Annotated in this window: 15 protein-coding genes; 5 read left to right on the plus strand and 10 right to left on the minus strand. The window is 56.9% G+C overall.

Annotated elements, in window-relative coordinates:
- The first annotated feature begins 109 nt into the window (after positions 1 to 109).
- The gene (gene rarD / locus PHQ58_RS08730) at positions 110 to 1,003 is read left to right on the plus strand and encodes an EamA family transporter RarD (protein WP_300109925.1); all 894 of its coding nucleotides are present in this window, start codon (positions 110 to 112) and stop codon (positions 1,001 to 1,003) included.
- 14 nt (positions 1,004 to 1,017) lie between these two features.
- Entirely contained in the window at positions 1,018 to 2,136 is a 1,119-nt protein-coding gene (locus PHQ58_RS08735; protein WP_300109928.1) for a DNA alkylation repair protein, read from the plus strand.
- Positions 2,137 to 2,242: 106 nt separating this feature from the next.
- On the opposite strand, the gene PHQ58_RS08740 is transcribed toward PHQ58_RS08735, so the two are convergent.
- The 5 genes from PHQ58_RS08740 to PHQ58_RS08760 form a co-directional block, all read right to left on the minus strand.
- Entirely contained in the window at positions 2,243 to 2,926 is a 684-nt protein-coding gene (locus PHQ58_RS08740; RefSeq protein WP_300109931.1) for a VTT domain-containing protein, read from the minus strand.
- Between the two features lie 171 nt (positions 2,927 to 3,097).
- Positions 3,098 to 6,106 (minus strand): PAS domain S-box protein, encoded by a 3,009-nt coding sequence (locus PHQ58_RS08745; RefSeq protein ID WP_300109934.1) that lies wholly within the window; start codon positions 6,104 to 6,106, stop codon positions 3,098 to 3,100.
- 188 nt (positions 6,107 to 6,294) lie between these two features.
- Entirely contained in the window at positions 6,295 to 7,230 is a 936-nt protein-coding gene (locus PHQ58_RS08750) for a DMT family transporter (protein WP_300109936.1), read from the minus strand.
- A 20-nt stretch (positions 7,231 to 7,250) separates the two neighbouring features.
- Positions 7,251 to 7,502 carry a hypothetical protein gene (locus PHQ58_RS08755; protein ID WP_300109938.1) on the minus strand — a complete coding sequence of 84 codons (252 nt, stop codon included), beginning with the start codon at positions 7,500 to 7,502 and terminating at the stop codon, positions 7,251 to 7,253.
- 76 nt (positions 7,503 to 7,578) lie between these two features.
- On the minus strand, positions 7,579 to 8,310 hold the full coding sequence (locus PHQ58_RS08760; RefSeq protein ID WP_300110091.1) for a tRNA-uridine aminocarboxypropyltransferase: 732 nt from the start codon (positions 8,308 to 8,310) through the stop codon (positions 7,579 to 7,581).
- A 184-nt stretch (positions 8,311 to 8,494) separates the two neighbouring features.
- Here PHQ58_RS08760 and alkB point away from each other — a divergent pair, with 184 nt between their 5' ends.
- The 3 genes from alkB (at position 8,495) to PHQ58_RS08775 (ending at position 11,815) form a co-directional block, all read left to right on the plus strand.
- Positions 8,495 to 9,145: a DNA oxidative demethylase AlkB gene (gene alkB, locus PHQ58_RS08765; RefSeq protein ID WP_300109941.1), complete on the plus strand. Its 651-nt coding sequence runs from the start codon at positions 8,495 to 8,497 to the stop codon at positions 9,143 to 9,145.
- Positions 9,146 to 9,260: 115 nt separating this feature from the next.
- Positions 9,261 to 10,391 (plus strand): Fic family protein, encoded by a 1,131-nt coding sequence (locus PHQ58_RS08770; protein ID WP_300109944.1) that lies wholly within the window; start codon positions 9,261 to 9,263, stop codon positions 10,389 to 10,391.
- 230 nt (positions 10,392 to 10,621) lie between these two features.
- A complete protein-coding gene (locus PHQ58_RS08775; protein WP_300109945.1) occupies positions 10,622 to 11,815 on the plus strand; it encodes a Fic family protein in 1,194 nt (397 codons plus the stop codon).
- Between the two features lie 69 nt (positions 11,816 to 11,884).
- Here the strand turns inward: PHQ58_RS08775 and PHQ58_RS08780 are convergent, their stop codons facing one another.
- The 5 genes from PHQ58_RS08780 to PHQ58_RS08800 form a co-directional block, all read right to left on the minus strand.
- Positions 11,885 to 12,175: a hypothetical protein gene (locus PHQ58_RS08780; protein ID WP_300109947.1), complete on the minus strand. Its 291-nt coding sequence runs from the start codon at positions 12,173 to 12,175 to the stop codon at positions 11,885 to 11,887.
- Positions 12,172 to 12,435 carry a hypothetical protein gene (locus PHQ58_RS08785; RefSeq protein ID WP_300109949.1) on the minus strand — a complete coding sequence of 88 codons (264 nt, stop codon included), beginning with the start codon at positions 12,433 to 12,435 and terminating at the stop codon, positions 12,172 to 12,174. Before PHQ58_RS08785 ends, PHQ58_RS08780 begins: the two co-directional genes overlap by 4 nt.
- A 230-nt stretch (positions 12,436 to 12,665) precedes the next feature.
- Positions 12,666 to 13,886, minus strand: a complete 1,221-nt coding sequence (locus PHQ58_RS08790; RefSeq protein WP_300109951.1) for a hypothetical protein — start codon at positions 13,884 to 13,886, stop codon at positions 12,666 to 12,668.
- Positions 13,887 to 13,904: 18 nt separating this feature from the next.
- A complete protein-coding gene (locus PHQ58_RS08795) occupies positions 13,905 to 14,561 on the minus strand; it encodes a hypothetical protein (RefSeq protein ID WP_300109953.1) in 657 nt (218 codons plus the stop codon).
- Positions 14,512 to 20,931, minus strand: coding sequence for a hypothetical protein (locus PHQ58_RS08800; protein ID WP_300109955.1), 6,420 nt, complete (start codon positions 20,929 to 20,931; stop codon positions 14,512 to 14,514). The genes PHQ58_RS08795 and PHQ58_RS08800 overlap by 50 nt, the downstream gene beginning before the upstream one ends.
- Between the last annotated feature and the right edge of the window lie 13 nt (positions 20,932 to 20,944).

A 20,944-nucleotide genomic window follows, 5' to 3' on the forward strand; every position in this document is an offset into this window, starting at 1 on the left:
AGGCCTTGCCTCTAGACTCTGCACCTTACTTGTTCGCTGCCCACAGCCTTTTACCTTTCATCCTTAAGCTGCCCGCGTGCAGGAACCATCCCATGAGCTTTTTCAAACCATGAACCCAGGTGTGCTTTACGCCGCGCTGGCTTACACCGCCTGGGGCTTGTTCCCGGCATTTTTCAAACAGCTCAGCCATGTCAATGCGTTTGAGGTGGTGATGCACCGCATGGTGTGGTCGCTGGTGTTTTTGATAGGGGTGCTGGCCGTGCTCAGGCGCTGGGCCTGGCTGCGCGACGTGGCGCGCCAGCCCAAGGTGCTGGCGGCGTTTGCCTTGTCAGCCCTGCTGCTCTCAGTCAACTGGTCGGTGTATGTGTGGGCGGTGCAAAACGCCCATGTGGTGGATGCCAGTCTGGGCTACTTCATCTTGCCGCTGGTGAATGTGGCGTTTGGTTTTGCCTTTTTGCATGAGCGCCCGCGCCCGGTCCAGTGGCTGGCGGTGGCAGTGGCCGCATCTGGCGTGGTGTGGCTCACGCTGCAGGCTGGGCGGCTGCCTTGGGTGGCGCTGGTGCTGGCAGCCACGTTTGGCGTTTATGGCCTGCTGCGCAAGGTGGCTGCGCTGGGCGCATTGGAAGGCCTGACGCTGGAAACCCTGCTACTTGCCCCTTTTGCCTTGGGGCTGCTGGTGTGGTGGGCCTGGCATGGGCAAGGTGCGCTGGTGCAGGGGTTTGGGTCGGGCAATGCGCCTACTATGGGCTGGTTGTTGCTGGCCGGGCCGCTGACGGCCATTCCTTTGCTGCTGTTTGCCGCTGGCGCACGCCGCATTCCCATGGCTACGCTGGGCATTCTGCAATACATCTCGCCCAGCCTGCAGATGGCTTTGGGCGTGTGGCTGTATGGCGAAGCCTTTGACCCCGCGCGTGCCATCGGCTTTTACCTGATCTGGCTGGCTTTGGTGGTTTATAGCCTGGACAGCTTGTGGAACGGGCGCAAGCAGCTATCAAAAAAATAGTTAATCAAACACCTATGGCAGAACCCCTGAAAAACCAATACGGCGCCGACGTGCCGCACGCCATTGCCGCCATGATCACGGCGGTGCATCCGGCGTTTAACAGCGCGCGCTTTGTGAGCGAGGCGCTGGACGGTTATGACGTGCTGGAACTGATGCCGCGTGGCAAAAAAATTGCCCAGGCCTTGCGTCAACATTTGCCAGACGATTACGCGCAGGCCGTGGCTATTCTGCTGGATTCGCTGGACCAGCCGCATGGCCGTGACCCCCGCCTGAGCCTGGGCGCGTTTTTGTACATGCCGCACACCATGTATGTGGCGCAGTACGGTCTGGCGCATTTTGAGGTGTCGATGCGGGCGCAACATGCCTTGACGCAACGCTTCACCGCCGAGTTCAGCATTCGCCCCTTTCTAGAGCAGCACACCGAGGCCACCCTGCGTCAACTCAAGGTCTGGGCCACTGACCCGAGCCCGCATGTGCGGCGGCTGGTGTCTGAGGGCACACGCCCCCGGCTGCCCTGGGCACCGCGCCTGCGCCAGTTTCAGGCCGACCCGGCCCCGGTGCTGGCGCTGCTGGAATTGCTCAAGGACGACCCCGAGCTGTACGTGCGCCGCTCCGTGGCCAACAACCTGAACGACATCGGCAAGGACCATCCCGAGGTGCTGGCCAGTACGGCCCAAGCCTGGCTGAAAGACGCCAGCGCCGACCGCGCCTGGATCGTCGGGCACGCCCTGCGGTTCGCCGTCAAGCGGGGTAACCGCAGCGCGCTCCAGGTGCTGGGTTTTGGCAAAACGGCGCAGGTGGCTGTCGGTGGTGTCCAGATCAGCCCCGCCACGCCGGAAATGGGAGGCGCGGTGCATATTGCGTTTGAGCTGACCAACACCCAGGCGCACACGCAAAACCTGCTGGTGGACCTGGCCGTGTATTACGTTAAAGCCAATGGCCAGTCCAACGCCAAGGTGTTCAAGCTCAAAACCCTGGAACTGAAGCCCGGACAGACCGCTCAGCTTGCCAAGAAACTGTCACTCGCCGAGATGACGACCCGAAAACACTACCCGGGCGTTCACCAGGTGGCGGTGATGCTGAACGGACAAGTCCAGCCGTTGGGGTCTTTTGAGCTGCAAAACGGCAGATAAAAACTGTGCAATAGCCTACTGTTCACTTCCGATAGAGGCTGAGGCAGATTTGCACGTTGCCGGCAATGGGTTTATGAAAATGTCTGCCAAATAAGTCTGCCTTCAGCTATGAAGCGGATGCCCGTTCGTGCCGCCTTCGAAGCCAGGCCAGGCCCAGTGCGACAAGCGCCACACCGGCAGCCGAGAGCAGCAGCACATATTGTTTTTGCATAAAGGCAGTTCCGAGATAAACCGTACCCAGCGCGTACGGGATTTCGGTGAGCATCAACGCGCCCAAATAGACACGCAGCGGATAGCCAAGAAGTCCGAAGAAATAGCCCGAAACGTCCGAGGGAACCGCCAACTGCACCAGGACGGCAGTGACGAAGGAGCCACCTCCGGGAATTCGGTTTTCGTAGCGATCGATCCGTCCACTGGACAACATGCGCTGCACGGCGGGACGTTTCAGGCGCCGCCCAACGGCGTAGGTGACGAGCCCACCCAGACACCAACCGCTCCACAACAGAAGGAAGCAACCCGTCTCGCCCCAAGTTTGCACGCCAATGGGGACGAGAAGCAAACCGGAGAAGAACACCAGCATGGCTGAGAGCGCCGCCAGTCCCATGAAAACCAGGGCACCCAGAACAGGGTGCTGGGCAATGACCGGTTCGGCAAGCGCAATACCGGCGACGATCTGGTTATGAACGGGGTCAGACAAGGCCAGCAGCCCGGTGGCGAGCAAGACGGCGATCACAACTGCAATGCGCCGCGATATCTCGGTTGACGAGCCCCAGCGTCCAGCCTGTGCCACATCAGTCTCTTTGGTCAGGCCCTGAGGCTGCGGCGGAAGTGAGGCTGGTGGTGTGGGCATTAAGCGTTCGTGTTGCGGTTCCAGTCTGGGATTATCAGTTGAACCACGCGACCAGCAGCACGAGGCTCAGTTTTCGGTCGGTATGAAGGGTTGCGTCGGAGAGGGCCAGGGTCAGGACGCTGCGTCGAGTGACGCGGCAGGCGCCGCCACTGACAGCAATTCAAACCAGAACACACTGCCTTCCCCCGCTTGGCTTTCCGCGCCAATGGTGCCGTCCATCAACTCCATCAACTCCACCAACTGCTTGGCCACCACGAGGCCGATGCCTGTTCCCTCGACGCTACTGGCATCCTGGCCGAGTCGGTTGAAAGGCTGAAACAACTGTGACAGTTGCGCCGGGTTCAGTCCCATGCCGGTATCGCGGATGCTCACGCGGATGCGACCCACGGCACCCGGTTTGCATGTCACTTCGACCGTGCCCTGCAAGGAGTTGTATTTGATGGCGTTGGTCAGCAAGTTGATGAACACCTGCTTGAGCCGGGTTTGATCGGCCATCACAAAATACGCAAGATCAGCCGGGGGAAAGCGCAGCGTGATGGCCCGCTGGCGCGCCTGGAGCTCAAACATGCTTTGGCATTCGCTCAGGACGGCGGCCAAGGCTACTGGCTCTTTTGACAACGCAATCTGGCGCGACTCAATTTTGGTCAAGTCCAGAATCTCGTTGATCAGCTTGAGTAAGTGCCAGCCAGCCCGCAAAATCTGGGCAATGTTTTCTTGTTGTCTTTTGGTGGGCGGCGGCGTTTCCGAATCCATCAGCTGGGCAAATCCAAGGATGGCGTGGAGCGGACTGCGCAGTTCATGGCTCATGCTAGAGAGGAAATCCGACTTGGCAAAGTTGGCTTTGTCCGCCACTAGTCGTGCAGTTTCAAGCTCAATATTCTTCTCCTGTAGCACCCGGTCCAGGCGCTTGCGCTCGGTCACATCACGCGCCGCGGCAAATACCCCTTGCAGGGTCCTGTCCCGGTCGTAGAAGGTGCTTGCATTAAAGGACACCACGGTTTCCAGTCCATTCCGTGTGCGTGCGGTGAGTTCATGGTTGGTCACCGTTCTTTCACCCAGCACCAAGTTGATGGCAGCCTCAGCACGCTCCGGGTCAGTAAAGTGCTTCTTGAACGGTGCACCAATTAACTCGTCGCGCGTGCAATCCGTCAGTAACTCCATCTGCCTGTTGACGTCGGTGATGATGCCCGCCGGGTCGGTGGTGATGATCGCGTCAATGTTGGATTCGATCAGGGAGCGGGTGTAAAACTGCTGGTCGCGCAGGCGCTGGTTGAGTCTCTTTTTCTCATCTTCAATCAACTTGCGCGCGGTGATGTCGCGCGTGACACCGATGCAATGTGTCAATTTCCCTTGCGCATCCAGCAAGGGCGAGATCGTCAACTCGTTCCAGAACATGCTGCCGTCCTTGCGGTAGTTGAGCACCTCGCCAGCGAAGTTCGTGAGGGTGTCCCGAGCCGAGCGAATGGCGGCGACGGTCTCTGGATCGGTCAATGGTCCCTGAACAAAAAGACACGTGTGACCCATGATTTCTGCTTCATCAAAGCCCGTGATGGCCATGAAAGCGTCATTCACAGAGACGATGAGACCATCAGCGTCAGAGATCAGTACGCCTTGCGACACAGCCTTGAGGGCCAGGTCGCTCACGCGCAGTTTTTCGTTAGCCCGCTCTCTCTCCGTGATGTTGTGAATGATTGCGATCAGAACGGTTTTGGGGCCTGAGGCGATGGAGGTGAAATGCACTTCGACGGACCGGGATTCGCCAGTCGCAAGGCGATGCATTGATACGAAACAGTTGCGCTTGCCGTGCGCAGCCTCTGCCAATTGGTGGGCAACCTGATTCGGGTTCAGGGTGTTGAAGTCCTGGATGTTCATGTCACATAACTGCGCCCGGGTCCAGCCATAAAAAACACTTGCCGAGTCGTTGGCATCCAGAATCTGGCCACTGGCCGGGTCGATCTGGAGAATGACCGCGTTGTTGTGCTCGATGAGCATGCGAAAACGCTGCTCGCTTTCAAACAAGGCGGTTTCCCGCAAGCCCACAATGGCCAACAGACAGTTAAATCCCTGGATAAGGTCACCGATTTCATCGCGGTGTTGAACCGGCAAGGGTTGCAAAGGCTGGTTGGTGTGCGACTGCAGGGCAATGGTTTTGGCCGCTTGTTGCATCGGTGCCAGTTGGCGCTTGAGCACCCACCAGGTCAGCACACCCGTCAGAAAAGTCAGCAACAGGGTGGCGAAAAGCATGCGCAGCTGCATGGCGTGAATCGGTGCAAACGCTTCAGTCAGGGGAAACTTCACGGCCAGAAACCAGCCTGCAGCAGGGATGCCTTTGGCCGCGGTCAACTCAGCTATGCCAGCCGCGTCGAGCGAGGCGCCATAACCCTCAACGCCCTGCATGTACTGGTCAAGCATCGGATTGAGGCCGGTCGCCGGTGTCGGCTGCATGGTGCGGCTTTCATCGGTGGCGGACACGATCAACTGGTGTTGCGGTGCCACCAATAGGTAACCGCCCGTCTTGCCGTAGGGTCGGTTCAGAATGGGCGTCAAAAAGTTGGGCAACTCCAGGTTGACGGTGCCCACCAGCACGCCGGTGACCTTGCCTTGGTGGTCGCGAATGGGCGTTGAGATGCTGAAAATTGGTGCCAGCAGCTTCTTGCCCCATGCCGGTTTGCCGATCATCGAGTGTCCGTCCTTGAGCGGCAAGGCGATGGAGCTTCGGTCCATGTAATTGCTGCCGATGCGTCCCGCCGCTTGCGGTGCATCGGCGATCGCCGTGCCTTGGGCATCTGTGACGAAAATACCGCCGTTAAAAAGGCGCAAAGCAATGACTTGCTTATTCAGTGTGGTCTGCAACAGCGCTGTGTTTTGCAGCACCGTCGGACTGAAGCTTGCGGCAATGATTTCCAACGACTGCAACCGGTCTTCAAGCTCGTGGTCAATCAGGGTCGCCAATTGAGTAACATTTGAAAACTGCTGTTGACTCAGCATGGTTTGCAGGTCTCCCTGCAACATGCGACTGGCGTAAAAGGAGAGCGACCAGAGGCTGACCAGAAAGATGCCCAGAGTAAAAACGAGCACCCTGGACTTGAGCGAGCGCCATTGAACAAGATTCGAGAGCATGGAATTCTTTGTGGTTAAAGACCAGGCGCGTCGGTGCGCCCTGATGTCTTAGAAGATTCGCCGGGCGAGATCGTTGACCCATGACGGGCTCGTCAAAGACGGCCATGAGCCAGGCATTTTGCACTTTGTTGACTGGAAATGGGCTTTTGTCAGGCGGACAACAAAAATAGAGGCGATCTACATTTAGGTTATGTCTTGGCGGTTCTGAAGCGGCCTGCCCATTGCTGCACCCAGGCGCCACCGCTCACCAGTACGATGCCGATCATCACCGGCACGGCGCCCAGCAAAAAGCTTGTCTCAATGGGTTCACTCAGCAGCCAGGCGCCAAACACCATGCCAAACAGCGGTGTTAGAAAAGAAAACACCCCCAATCGCGATGCCAGGTACTTGCGCAACAGCCAGAACCACACCAAAAAGCTGGCAAACGACACCACCAACGAGTGAAACGCCAGGCTGGCCCAGACCGCTGGCGTGGGGTTAAAACGGGCCTGGCCCGTGGCAAACGCGCCGGCCAGCATCAGCACAAAAGCGCCAATCAACTGGTACAGCAGCGTTTGTGTGGCTGGTGCGTTTGACAGGCTTGAGCTGCGCACCACCACCGTGGTGGCAGCCCAGGCCACGCCACCCAACAGCCCCAAAAAATCGCCCCACAACACGTTGCCGGTCAGCGTGTTGGCCGGCGTGCTGCGCCCTAAAAATGTCAGCGCGATGCCACCAAACGCCAGCGCAATGCCCAGCCACTGCAGCGCGCCCAGCCGCTCAGCGGGCAGCCTCCAGTGCAGACCGAGTGCGGCAAAAATGGGTGCGGTGTACAAAAACACCACCATGTGGGAGGCCGTGGTGTGGCGCAGGCCCTCTGCCACCAGCAAAAACTCCAGCCCGAACAGCAGGCCCACCAGCATGCCGGGGCGCAGCGTGCCGTCACCCAAGCTCATGGGCTCATTGCGCCACCACATCACTAGCCCCACCAGCAAGGCCGCCACACCTGAGCGCAGCGCAATTTGCATGATCGGCGAAATGTCGGCGGCGGTGGCCTTCAGCACCACTTGCTGCATGCCCCAAACGGCGCACAGCACCAGCATCAGGGTGATGGCGCGGGTGTCGAGGGCTTGGCGGGTGCTCATTAACGCAATGTGGTGGGGGTTTATCGCGTGACCACCGACCAACCCGCGTGCAGGTTGGTCTTGTCGTTCTCGTAATCCCAAACGGTGCCGCAATGGTCACACACGTACCGGGTGATGGTGACCTCCCCGTGGCGACGCTCCACCTTGCGGTTCACGCCTTGCACCAGCTCGGCGTGGCCGGGAGCACGGCGCCAGTTGCGCTGAATGCCAGAGCATGGCTCGCACAGGGTTGACTTGTTTGTGTCGTCTTGTGGGGTGAGGTCTTGGGTCATATTGAGATCTTGGTGTGGGGTGTGAAAGGCATCTGCGCCTGATGTGTCAGGGGGTGATTGTCGCGCCCGGCACACTTCAAGTCAGCAGATCCTGCAAGCGCATGTGCGCGGCGTCGTCCAGATTCAGCGGTTGCTGGTTCTTGGCCTGCAGGTAATGGTGGGTAAACACGTCCAGGTACGTGGTCAGCACCTCGGCCGCGTGCGGCTCACCGGCCAGCGCCAGGCACAAAGCGCCCACCTCAGAGGTGCAAAAATGGTCCCCACGGCTGGAGCGCCGCAGGCGGTAATTGGAAATCTGCTCCGGGTGCAGGCTCAGCACCGGCAAGTGGTTCAGGTAGGGACTTTTGCGAAACATCTTGCCCGCCTCGGCCCAAGTGGCGTCCAGCAGCACAAACAACGGGCGCTTGGGCGCCTGTCCTTCAACCGCCACGTCGGGCAGCAGCTGGGTCACCACCCGCTCAGGCGTGACAAACTCGCCCGGAAACACCACGTAGGGCTGCCACTGCGGGTCGGCCAGCAGGGTCAGCAAGGCCGGGTCGACCGCGGTGCGGGCCCAGCCAAAGGCAAAGGTGTCGGCCACCACGTCGGCAATCAGCCAGCCAGTGTTGCTGGGTTTGAGTGGCTCGATGTCGGCCATCAGCAGGCACATGCCGGCCTGGGTGGGCACATTTGGACGCAAGGCGCACATGCAGTGGCTGAACATCACCCGGCAACCGGGGCAGCGCTCGGCCGGCCCACCTCGGGCGCGAAAGGGTTTGACGGCGCGCGCCAGGCGGGCGGCGCGCAACAGTGAGACGGCGTGGGTCATGGACATGGGCATTTTTTGTAATGGTCATTATGGCTTGTGACCCACGAAAATAAAGCGTATTGAGCTATAAATACAAGAGCAATTCGAGGCGGTTGGCCTGTGGCAAATTTATATGACAAATAGGCCTGTAGCCCTTATAAAATAAGCGTAAGAAGCTATTTAAAACATAGCACAAGCAAACCCTATGGACCTCTTTGATGACCTGCCCCCTGACGCTGCGCAAACGCCCATCGCCCCTGGCGCGATGCTGCTGCACGGCTTTGCGCGCGATGGTGACGCCGCGCTGCTGCAAGCGGTTGAGTCCGTTCTGCAACAAGCTCCCTTGCGCCACATGCAAACCCCCGGCGGCTACACCATGTCGGTGGCCATGAGCAACTGCGGCCCACTGGGCTGGGTGTCAAGCGCCAGCGGCTACCGCTACGCCGCACTTGACCCGCTCACAGGCCAGCCCTGGCCCGCCATGCCCGCCTGCTTTTTGGACCTGGCCCAGCGTGCCGCTGCGCAAGCCGGTTACCCCCACTTTGAGCCCGACGCCTGCCTGATCAACCAATACGTGCCCGGCGCCAAACTTTCGCTGCACCAGGACAAAGACGAACTCGACCTGCGCGCGCCCATCGTGTCGCTGTCGTTGGGCTTGCCTGCCGTGTTTCTGTTCGGCAGCCCCAGCCGCAAAGACCGGCCCCAGCGCTGGCGGCTGGTGCATGGCGACGTGGTGGTTTGGGGCGGCCCGTCACGCTTGGCTTTTCATGGCGTGAGCGCATTGGCTGAGGGCGCGCATGCGCTGCTGGGGCGGCGCAGGGTGAACTTGACGTTTCGGTGTGTGCGCAAAAAATAGGTATTAAATTGGCCGCTGGCACAGGTAGAGCAACCGCCACAGCCCAAAGCGTTTGCAGTGAATGCCGCCATTATTCGCCTTAAATTGTGCGGTGAATAAGTCGCATAATCACCGCATGCAGCCATCCCGCCCACCTCGCAACCCGCGCTACGTCTGGCAACTGCCAGACTGGCCGCACTTCACCTTTGACGCAACTGCGCTGGCCGCACCTCTGGCCCAAGTGCACCGCGCGCAAGGTCAACTCATGGGGCGCATGGCCGCGCTGGGCATGGGCCAGCGCGAGCAAGCCACCTTGCAGGTGCTGACGCAAGAAGTCATCACCACCAGCGAGATCGAAGGCGAGCGGCTCAGTCTGGACGCCGTGCGCTCGTCCATTGCGCGCAAGTTGGGGCTGGACATAGGTGCCCTGGCACCAAGCGACCGGCATGTGGATGGCGTGGTGGACGTGGTGCTGGATGCCACCCGCAACTTCGACCAGGCCCTGAGTGCCGCGCGCCTGTTCGGCTGGCACGCCGCGCTTTTCCCCACCGGCTACAGCGGCCGCATGCGCATCACCGTGGCGGCATGGCGCACGGATGCCGGTGGCCCCATGGAAGTGGTGTCAGGTGCGGTTGGCAGAGAGAAGGTGCACTTCACCGCACCGCCTGCCGACACCTTGCCAGCACAAACCGATGCCTTTCTGCAGTGGTTCAATGCCGCCCCGGTGGGCGATGCCTTGATCAAGGCCGGGCTGGCCCACCTGTGGCTGGTGACGTTGCACCCGTTTGACGACGGCAATGGCCGCATCAGCCGCGCCGTGGGCGACATGGCGCTGGCCCGCGCCGAAGGCACCAGTCAACGCTTTTACAGCTTCAGCGCCCAGATACAGCGCGAACGCAAGGACTATTACGACCAACTGGAGGCCACCCAAAAAGGATCACTGGATGTGACACCCTGGCTCAATTGGTTTTTGGGCTGCCTGCTGCGCTCCGTGCAAGGCGCCGACGCCACATTGGCGGGCGTGCTGGACAAGGCGCAGTTCTGGCAACGCTGGGCCGGCACGCCCATGACCGAGCGGCAAACCAAGGTGTTGAAACGCGTGCTGGACGGCTTTGAAGGCAAGCTCACCAATGCCAAATGGGCCGCGCTGGGCAAATGCTCTGCGGACACCGCACTGCGCGACATCAATGACCTGCTGGCGCGTGGCGTGCTGCGCAGGCTGGAGGGCGGCGGGCGCAGTACGGGGTATGAGTTGTGTGTCAAATAGCCGTCTAGCCCAGGTGATACTTGCGTAAGAAGCTATCAAAAAGCGAGTGAATCCTATTTGCTAAACATGTGCAACGCACAGATTTTGCTGTTGCCCAGGTCGCGCCCGGATGTGAGTGCACCAACTCTAAAAGTTAAACATTAAACTTGGCAAATAGGTTGGCAAAAATAAAACTAAAGCCAAATAAAACAACAGTTTACAAAGCTGCAAAACTTGGCAAAAATGCAAGCATGTACACCGAACCCCACCAGTTTGAGCCCCTGATCCCGTCCGATGCGCGTTTGGAGCCGCTGCTGGCCAAAGCGCATGACCTGTCCCGCGTGGCCACCCTGCTTGCTGGCACCCGCGTGCCGCCGGAGTTGCGTGGTCTGCTGCGCAACATGAATTCGTATTACACCAACCGAATCGAAGGCCAGCACACCCGCCCGCATGAGATCGATCAGGCCTTGCGCCAGGATTTTTCCCAGGATGCCGTGCTGGCAGCCAAACAGCGCCTGGCGGTGGCCCATATCGAGGCCGAGCAAGCGCTGGAGCAACGCCACAAAGGGCCAGATGGTGCCGCTGCGCTGTATTCGCCTGAAGCGGTGCAGGACTTGCACCGTGAACTGTTTGGCCGCCTCCCCGCAGCAGACCTGTTGACCCCCGAACAAGCGCCCATCGTGCCCGGCGCCTTGCGACAGCAGGATGTGCAGGTGGGCCAACATGTGGCGCCAGCCCATGCCAGCGTGCCTGACTTTTTGCAACGTTGGGCCAGCTTTTATGGTGGCGTGCGGCGTGGCGAGGCGGCGCTGGTGGCCATGGCCTGCGCGCACCAGCGCCTGGGTTGGGTGCATCCGTTTGTGGACGGCAACGGTCGCGTCATGCGCCTGCACACCCACACCCTGCTCAGTGCCCTGGGCTACACCGGTGGCCTATGGTCGCCGTTGCGTGGTTTTGCCCGCAGCACCGAACGCTACTACGCCCTGCTGGCCAATGCCGACAGCCTGCGCCGGGGCGATCTGGATGGGCGTGGCAACCTGAGTGAACAGGCCTTGATCGCCTGGGTGGACTACGTGCTGGACACCTGCCTGGACCAAGTCAGTTTCATGGGCAGCATGCTGGACTTTGCAACCATGAAAGCGCGCATCGAGGCCTGCCTGGTGTTTGAGTCCAGCGTGGTCAAGCAGGGCGTGCGCCAGGAGTCGCTGCGCGTGCTGCACTACCTGTTTTTGAGTGGTGAAGACATGACGCGTGGCGATTTCAAGTCGATGCTGGGCATGAGTGACCGGGGTGCCACCGACGCGCTGGGGGCGCTGGTCAAACGCGGCCTGCTCAAGTCGGATTCGCCGCAAGGCAAAGTGCGCTTTGGGTTGCCGCAGCATGCGCTACGCTTTCTGTTCCCGCAGCTGTGGCCTGAGGCAGAGGCGGATTCTGTCAACATTTGAATGCAAAAAGGGCCGGTAGCCCTCGTGGAATATGCGTAAACAGCTATAAAAACGTTGCAGAACCAGCATTCAATAAACCGCGTCATGGTCACCCACATTCACCGGGATGATCTGCTGGTCTTGAATGAGCAATTCCAGCGTGATGCGATACGACAGGTTGATGGACAACGAGTGCAGCCCCTCCAACTTGCCGTGCAAGGCGCGCAGGCGAAGTGACGGGTGAGCGGGGTTGGCCTCCAGCAATTGCAGTGTCTTGAGGTAGGTGCCGCGCAATTGCGGATGCTGCTTCAAAAACCTGGCGGCCCGGCGGTTGTATTGCTCCGTAAAGAGCAGGCTAAAAGGCACGGGTGCTGCGCTCACGCTGCGTTCATCGCATCCAGTCGCGCCAAGTGGGCTTCGGGCGACTCTTGCACCATACGGCCTGCGGCCAAGTCGGCACGGCTCTGCGCCAATGCAGCATCTAACTCGCATTCGCGCAGATAGTGGTAATGCGCCATGTCCATCACCACAAACCTGTCTTTTCCCCGCACTGAAACAATGGCTTCGGGCGCAGTGCTGAGCGCGAACTCAATGGCAGAGATGCCCTTGGTCTTTAGGTCGTTTGCGCTGATGTGGGTCATGTTGAGTGCCATAAAGTATGGTGAATAATGCTTTTCATCGTACGCTGGAAGGAGCGATTAAGGAAGTTGTCTACAGGCGGACGTGGCGCTGTCCCGTTATGTGGCGGCGATTGACACGGTGTTTATGCTGGCGGTGCTGGCGCAGCGGGTGAATATATTTATGCATAAAACGGGTTGTAGACTTTGTGGAATATGCGCATGCAGCTATTAAAAACGTATTAAATCAAGCCTCAAACACCGTCCCACACCGCCCGCGTCTCCACCACCTCAATCAAACGCCCAGCGCTAAACCCCTGCGGGTAAAGGCCCTGTGGTTCTGCATGGGCAGCAGGCACAGCCTGCGTAAACATGCCGCTCGGGTCATGCAGCAAATGCCGGTCATCGCGAAGCGCAATCAGCAACTCTTCGACCGAAATTTTCAGGAAACCGCCAAACCGCTGGTGGTCGCACTCGATGCTGGTGTCCACAATCCAGCCGTAAATAGCGGGGGCTGGCGCACCCACCTCCAGCCCAAGGCGTTGCGCCAACTCGGCTTCATTGGTTAACGCCAGTTGCACGGCAGCCACCTTGCGGCGAATTTGCTGGCCCGCCTTGCGCAGCGTGGTGGTCTCGTGCTGCCAGGCGTCTTGCTGGCTGCGGCGCAGGTAGGTGGACTTCACCTCCAGCACCAGCACCGTGCCATCACGCGCGCAGATCACGTCCACCTCACCGGCGTTGCCGTCTAGCCCCACCGGCGGGTGCCAGTTCAACGCCACTCTGAAACCCCGCTGCTCCAGCATGGCACCCAGCTGGGTTTCTATGCGCTGGGTCTCGGCGCGAAACTCGCCGCGCCGCTGACCCAAACGCCGCAGGTTGTTGATGGCTGCCGTGCTGTTGTTTTGCAAGCCCACCACCCAGGGCAACTGCAGCAGCGTTTGGCCCATTTTCAGAATTGGCCGCTCAAACAGGTCAGGCTTCAAGCCCGTGGCGCCAGCCCGCAATTGGGTGGCCAGCTTGCTCCAGTCACTGGTCCAGAAGTCAACAATCGCCGCCGCATGGCGTGGGTTGCCTTGCGGGTGCTCTGGCGCCACCGTCCAGCCCACCATGTTGGCGATCTTGTCATCACGGCTGGACCAGGTGAGAGGGAACCGATTTTGGCTGCCATCCCGCAAGCCGTTGAAGGCCAGCATGCCCAGCGCCATCGCCCAGTTGCCCGTGCTGCGCAAATGGTTGACGTAGGTTTCCAGAAAATCCCGCTGAAAGAACACGTTCATCAGCTCCAGCGACAACAGCGCCTGAAACAGCGGCACGGTGTCGCCCGCCTTAGTGGTCACGGTGTCGCTCACGCCATACACATCGGTCAGTTGCAACTGCGTGCGCAGCGCCTTGATGTAGGCCAATTGGTTCAGTTCGTGGTTTTCTGCGCTGCCAATCCGCTGCGTCGCCATGCCGGAATCCACAAACGATTCCACGGCGCGGTAGTGCCAGTGTCATTGGCCCACACCTGCTCGGCCCAAATCCATTTTTAACTTCTGCAAGCAGGCTATAGCGAGATCAACAGTCGCTTCTAGCAATTCGTTTGGCGTGGGCGCTTTAGTAGAAGACGACGATTCGCTTAAAACCACACCTTGGTCGTAGAGGGTGTGGCGTTGCGAATTGACCGACGTAGCCCAACTATTGAAAAACTCGAAGAGTTTTCCTTCCTCTGGATCCAGATGTTCAACCACCACCGGATCAACATTCGGAATTTCGGCAAAATGATCCGCAAAAAGACATGCAATTGACAATTGTCGAAGCTGCTCGTAAGCCTCGCCAGCCTGGGCTGTTCGAGACCCGCTGGCAGGCCGTTCCCAAGGCGATCCCCCAGGAGCCAAGAGCTGCATGCCCGCGATGATGTCTTTGTATCGCGCCAAAGGATAAGAGTTACCTGGCAAAGCAGAACGATGCGCCCAGATCGCCAAAATTTCAGTAGCAACCTTGGCTTGAGCTGCGTCCCTGATAGGGCCTTCCGGCGCATTGGATGCCTTGTCGATTAGCTCTGCCAGATAGTGCGCCATCCAGCGCCCCAATGTGTCGTTTAGCTCGGAAAAACCCAGCTCATCTGTCAGATGTGATCCAAGAGCCAAGATGTTGATCGGCTGATTCAATACGTCCGCATTGTCGGAGGACAAGGATTTTCGTGAACCGCGTTTTCTCTTCGGTGTTCTCGTCATATCTATAGGTGTCGTCTTTTGATTTTTCATGCTCTATCTCTATTTGCACAATCAAGTCCATATCGGATTGAACGAGAAAGCTAGCCATGGATACCCGATCCATGGATAACTGCCATCCGTCAGACCGTAAATCCGAAGAATAGTACTGATGCCTTTCCCGCTTATCGCTAGGAGTGTCGCCCCACGTCTGATAGGAGAAAAGCTCTCGCTTCTCATCGTTCAGCCAAATTGGCTGCGATAGGCTGGAAACAATTTGTCTCAGCCCCGGAAAAACGGACTTGGCCGGCGCACATTCAATTCGGCGGATATCGTTTCTAGAGGTGTCGCATTCGTCCAAACGTAGGTCGCCCTCCAATGCATCAAGCCAGCCCTTCAAACGGAATTGGGTCGCGTGTATCTCCAAATCATGACCAGCATTTGGAATGTGGTAATCCCATGAATCATCCGCTGTCTGAAGCGCTCGTGCTAGCGCGCTGGCAGTTACTGGGGAAACGAGCGCAGATGACAGTCTGGCCGTGAAATTAGTCTTTTGGGTGTGAATGCTGAAACGCACATCGACTGCAATTGAAGCATCTGAAGAAAAGTTGAGGACTTCTAAAAAATCTTTGTCGTCAAAACCCTCTGATGGCTCATTCAGCCAATCAAGGGGCGGAGCCCACAATTGCCTCTTCAGAGGTTTGCATTGGCGAATATCTGAAAGCCACTGCTCAGGCTTTTCAATACTATTTCGGTCCAACCAACCCTCTAGGGTTCCCCAAGTGTCATCGTTACATGCGATCAGTGGGTATTGCTTCATCAAAGAACCAGCAGCGCACCACATTGCATGCCACTCCAAGTGACTACGATATCGCTCAACCGTCGGCAGCGACCCGTGTCGATTGTCCGAAAGGCTGTAGTTGCTATTACGAAACCGATCCTGTCGTGGCTCACCAACCGATCCTTCGGCGTCGGTTTGGACATGCCACATGTCAACTATCCAACGCGCCGCTTCATGCTGAAACGTTTTCATTGAGAGGCCCGAGAAAACCTCCACTCCGCGTGTGAACCAATTGGGAATAGTGTCCATGGGATCAAAGCGGAACTTGTGTTTTCCCTCGTGTTGATCTCTAGCCCGCGCCACTTTCTGATTTGGCTCGGCAACTCTGGCAAATATGGACTGGCCAATGTCTTGCACCTGCTCTAGCTCAGCCTTAGTCAACCGACCAGGCTCAATACATGCAATATTGTTTAGTGCGTTCTTCGCAGACATTCGCAGAAGCAAGTGAGGAAATGCATCGTCGGTCGCAACACCAAGCAACCACTTTGCGTGTGGCACAACTTGATCGGGTGTTTCCGAACTGATTCGTTCCAACGTCAGGATCAACCACATTCGAGCGGCACACCAATAGAACGGGGCTTCCGGGTCTTTGAAATGCGGCTCTGTATGCTTGTCGTACCGATTGACGACGTGGCCAAGGGTGTCTGAATCCTGAAGTCGTGCCAAGCAGCGAATGCTATGCGCCGCGCGCCAACGCATTCGGAGATCGATATCACCAAGAAAACCGTATAGCAATCGTGCGACAGCCTCAGGCGTGTCTACTGGTTCATCGTCGACGCGCTCTGAGCGCACTTCTGTCGTATCCAGAAAGCGCCCTTGTAACCGCGACGTGAAACGGTCAAGAACCTGTGCAGCTTCTGTAGGCTTCACAAATTTGGCAGCATAGCCAATGAAGGAGTAGATTCCTTGGGGGCTAAGGGAATCAGAGTTATTTTCAATGCCAGCGAGAAGTAGCTCGGTAACCTCAGCATCCGAAAGCGCCAAGGTCTGCAAAATCCACTCTAAATCTGATCCATCTTCGGACAAGTACCGACCAAACACGTGGAACTCTGAGACTACTAGCATCTTGAAGTCCGTACGGAACCATTCCTGTATCGCAAGTGAGGTGGGCAACCATGACTTCAAATTGCCTAATACTGCGGCACGCCAGTCATATGTTGATACTTCTTCAGATTTGAGATTACACAATGCCTTGAGAAATGCCAGTCGGTCTGCACGCATCACTTGGCGTGCCATTGCACTAAGTAGAGTTGATGTGCTGAATTGGACTCCAAGGGAATCTGCCTTCCGCTTTGTGGCGCCGATGAATGCGTCTATCGCTGCTGAATCTGCGAGTGAGGCGCACTCTGTAAAAGCGAGAAGGCCTTCGAATGCAATTGCACGTTGCGCGGCGGCCTCTTTCCATGATGATGAATCCGGTACCGCTGGTTCTTTGCCAAAGGCAGAAGTGAAATCGCTGACTTCAACCAATCGCGATGCCCACGGTCCTTTGTTACCGCCATTAAGCAATGATTCAACCGCTGCAACAGAGGATGGTCTCCCATCCAACGCAAACCGCAACAGTTCGCTTCTAGCGATCTCCTCAGATAAGGATGTGCGAATGACTGCCTGTGCGTGGGAAGATATTAGCTCCAGTGTTAAGGCCTCGCACGTATCGTCAAGATAGGTAAGCGCCATGGCTTGCGCTGCAGTGATGTCGCCCGACAGAAGTGCCGCTTTAATAACCACGGGTAGAAGAGTGTTCTGATCCACCACGGCCTCATCATCCCAACAACCTACAGCGGCCAGTGCAAGTGGCGTGCTCAATGCTGACAGGGTTCGTGCGACCGACGCCCACGGAAAGTGGTCGTAACCGAGAAGCCGCTGATGAACCTCATCAACAACAAAGTGAACCCGTGTCGCCAGCTTGCGCCGGAGCACTTCGTCCATCGCTGATAAGCCCCTCTTAGCAAGTGGTTCTAGTACAGCGATTTCGTGCATGGCATCGCCATCGACCTCATCTGCGACTTTTAATGCGATATTGAATATTGCCTGCCCGTCATCTGAGCTGATAGATCCTAGAACACGCGCAAGTCCCATCAAAAAGCTGATCTTTTCACTTGAAGCGGTTTTGGCAACCGCAGCGGCAGATGCCCAGGAATTGATTTTTTCAATGATTGGGTCATGCAGCGCGTGACTAAGAGCGAGCTCTGTCATTAGAGCCTCAAAGTTCCGACTAAACGGCGCATCCCAATTTTTAAAGACCGTCTTCACAAGCAGCATTGCGTCCACTGGTGCGGCCTCAGTAAGGCACCTGAGTGCAGACATGGAATATGCAACCTGGATAGCCATACCCGAATGTTCATAAGACCGGCTGCGCCAGCTCTCTCCCACAAATCTAGAGATGAGAGGTACTAGGTTAGATGTCAGCTCAGTGGCAGGAAACAATCCAAGCAAGGCCCGCGCTCTTGCGTTGTAAATGGCAAGACGATCTTTGATCAATGCAGTTGATTTATCGTGGTTTTCGCGTACCAAATTTGCAGCTTTATTCTTCTCCTTTCCTGTGAGGCTGGTATCCACCTCGGTCACTATCAAATACGAATCAACTGTTGCGATACGCCCATTTAGACATTCGCAGAGCGCGAAAGCACGAAGGGCTAAGTCACCCTGAGGCCTCTCCAAGTGGTATGAACGGCTCGGATCCCGAAGCTCATCCTTCAGAAACCGCTCCAGGATCCGGACAATTGGGGCAACGTTCTTTGACCGGGCGACGACGATCTCGCAGCCGGTCAAAACCAGTTCAGCAAGTGACCGACCAGGCTTATCGAACGCTGAGTAGACTGTACTTTCAGATCCAATGGCAACCGTGACAGCTCGACTCGAGAGTGAAAGAGCAAGCGCGTCGATGTCGACTACCCGCCCTGACAATACCAGTGGTACCAATAGCAAGCACTGCCAAGACTTGGGCATTGCAGAATCAGCTACGCATCGCTCGAGCAACGAAGTGTCTCCACGAGCTATGAGTTGGCGACTAAGAACAAATGCGACCTCGAAGCCAACTGAGCGCGGGGTCCAACTGAGAGTAAATTGAATTGCCGCAGTTGGCCCGGCTGTGCGCAAAATGCCTTCAGCAACTGCGGCTATATCGCGACCTTCAATATCCCAGGCGTGTGGATGCAACCCTTGATTTGATTGCTCACGAGAATCTTCTGTTCGACGCAGGTGCCATTCGCGCAACTGCCTTCGCTTTTCGCGGACCGATATACCGTCGCCCTTGCGCGAGTCGACAGCCAAAAGATGCATGAGCGCAGGGCCATGGTGCACTTGTTGTGATGATTCATACAAGATGGTTCGATCCACAGTCTGACGCGCGAAAGTTGCGGCAAGATCTGGGTGATCTGTCAACGTTTCCTGAACGGCCTTGTCAATTTTCAATGCTTCAGCGCCAATTAGCAGTATCAGCAGAGCATTCGCTGCATCACCCGACGCACGGCAGACCTTCATTGCGATCCGTAGACGCGAATGATGAGCCTCACGACGAAGAACCATATCGGCAATTGCTACTGGCTCAACCCCACTTCCAATTATTTCCACTATCTCGGTACCGCGATCCGCAGCGAATAGTGCACCTGCCAGATGGGTAGCCGCGTATGGATTCACTTCATGCTCTGCTTTGAAATGCTTTGCTATCTTTAAGATAGTCGAATGCAGTTGTTCGCGTCCTTCGTCCCGAACAAAGCTTTCAAAGTCTTCATCTGCAAAGGCTACGGCATCATCTGCTACCCGCATCCCCGGTGACATTTCCCCACAAATGTCAATGAGCCGCTCCTTTTTAATATTGATTACACATGCCAAATCATGGACCGGAATTGGTCTGGGTAGCCCAATTAAAGCTGCGCACAGATTGCCTAATAACTTCGGGCTCCCATCACGAAGTAACGCCTCACGGAGACGGTCTCTGAAAATATCATCCAAACCTTTTCCGTTGGGCAGAAGGAAGCTAAGTGCGTTCTCTGGCTGCGTTTCGGCATATTGGAATGCGTAATCCTGCACACGCGGTATGCCATGCGAGAAGTGATGAAAATCTTGAATCCACTGGTCGGTGGCGGCGCTAAACCTAGCCAACGAAAACTGCGTAGTCTCATCTAACATGAAGGCCGAAATGTCTTTCTGGATGAAGCTTTCTGGCAGTGCAAGGTCGATTAGTCGGCTAGAGCGCGCTGTTACCAGTATCCGAACGTTTGCTGGTAAGTTACCAATTTTTATGAACTCGTGTACAAACGAAACCTCTGATGGAGTGCATTGGCGGGCACCTTCAACCGAGTTATCTGCAGCGTCAATTGCAATGACAAGAAAGGCATTGGTGTCTTGGGAAGCGACCGTCGCGGCAGCAAGTTCTAAACGCTGTTTGAATTCACGAATGAAATCATCAGTACCAGTTCGATTGATAAAAAGTGGAGTTTGAAGCTTGCTTGCAAGTTCGTTGATTATTTGAAGGTATGCATCTTTTGCTCTATGTCTGTATGCATCAGGCTCCTGATATCGTCCTGCGCCATAGCAATCAAAGATCACCATGGTTGATCCTTTCGGCAACCCCTGTTGAATCTGCTGAATAGTGGTGGTTTTTCCACTTCCCCCCGGCCCGTGCAGGCACAGCTTCTGACTACCCGAGATCATCTCATCCAACACGTCGACGGCTGCTTGGCGTGGTACTGCCGCTTCAATGTGTCGAATCTGCGGAGGGCATGGAAAAAGAGCATCTGGATGAGCGACACCCAACCAACTCAGTATGGTCTCTTTAGAAATTACGCTGCCGCGGCCTTCTGGAAGCATGAGTTTGTGTACCCGTGCCTTGAGCTCTGAAGCCAAACTTAGCGCGCCGTTTGCAACAACGTTGGCAATCCCGGCAACACAGGCTTCTTCATGTGCGAATCTCGATTCGGCTCCACACATTGAGAAATCAACTGCCAGAAGAAACGACGAAAACTGTGCTGGGTTAAGTTTGGCTGCCCTTTTTAGCGCGCTGTATTTTTGTCCCTTTGAATCAGCCATAGCGTCGGCAACCTCTGAAGCAATGGGCTGATTGCTGACCAACCGAATTGAAATGCTGTTGGATGCGACTAAATCTGGTCGCTTGTCTGCCAATTCCACATAAGCGCTAGCCAAACGAGCAATAACGGAGTTGCTCTTTTTGGCGTTAGTAGTGGCCTGTAAGCGGGCTAGGGTCCACGGCGAGTCGGGATTCGCGGATGAATACTTCAGCTGTTCGACCACTACCTTTGTCGCTTTAGAGAGCTGGGACCCGCCGAAGTACTGCGCGCAATCTACCCCCAACCAAGCATCTGCAGGTGCACCCGTTTCGTCGATTGCAAGTAAACCCTCGACGGTCAATGCCACGAGGTCATTCATACCAGTTAGAAGCGGCAGGGCGTGCCGTAGCGCCCACCATTCGTGAAAATCGTCGCCTGCAGAGGAGCCACGTGCACCTCTAAAGTCTGGCTTTGCCATTTACTTTTCCAAT

This window comes from Rhodoferax sp. (assembly GCF_028688795.1).
In the GTDB taxonomy this organism is placed as follows: Bacteria; Pseudomonadota; Gammaproteobacteria; order Burkholderiales; family Burkholderiaceae_C; genus Rhodoferax.

Bases quoted from the DNA above. Each gene is read 5' to 3' on its own strand.
- PHQ58_RS08745 (WP_300109934.1), bottom strand. From the start codon at position 6,106: ATGCTCTCGAATCTTGTTCAATGGCGCTCGCTCAAGTCCAGGGTGCTC.
- PHQ58_RS08755 (WP_300109938.1), bottom strand. From the start codon at position 7,502: ATGACCCAAGACCTCACCCCACAAGACGACACAAACAAGTCAACCCTG.
- PHQ58_RS08785 (WP_300109949.1), bottom strand. From the start codon at position 12,435: ATGACCCACATCAGCGCAAACGACCTAAAGACCAAGGGCATCTCTGCC.
- alkB (WP_300109941.1), top strand. From the start codon at position 8,495: ATGGACCTCTTTGATGACCTGCCCCCTGACGCTGCGCAAACGCCCATC.
- PHQ58_RS08800 (WP_300109955.1), bottom strand. From the start codon at position 20,931: ATGGCAAAGCCAGACTTTAGAGGTGCACGTGGCTCCTCTGCAGGCGAC.
- PHQ58_RS08760 (WP_300110091.1), bottom strand. From the start codon at position 8,310: ATGACCCACGCCGTCTCACTGTTGCGCGCCGCCCGCCTGGCGCGCGCC.
- PHQ58_RS08775 (WP_300109945.1), top strand. From the start codon at position 10,622: ATGTACACCGAACCCCACCAGTTTGAGCCCCTGATCCCGTCCGATGCG.
- PHQ58_RS08770 (WP_300109944.1), top strand. From the start codon at position 9,261: ATGCAGCCATCCCGCCCACCTCGCAACCCGCGCTACGTCTGGCAACTG.
- PHQ58_RS08750 (WP_300109936.1), bottom strand. From the start codon at position 7,230: ATGAGCACCCGCCAAGCCCTCGACACCCGCGCCATCACCCTGATGCTG.
- PHQ58_RS08735 (WP_300109928.1), top strand. From the start codon at position 1,018: ATGGCAGAACCCCTGAAAAACCAATACGGCGCCGACGTGCCGCACGCC.
- rarD (WP_300109925.1), top strand. From the start codon at position 110: ATGAACCCAGGTGTGCTTTACGCCGCGCTGGCTTACACCGCCTGGGGC.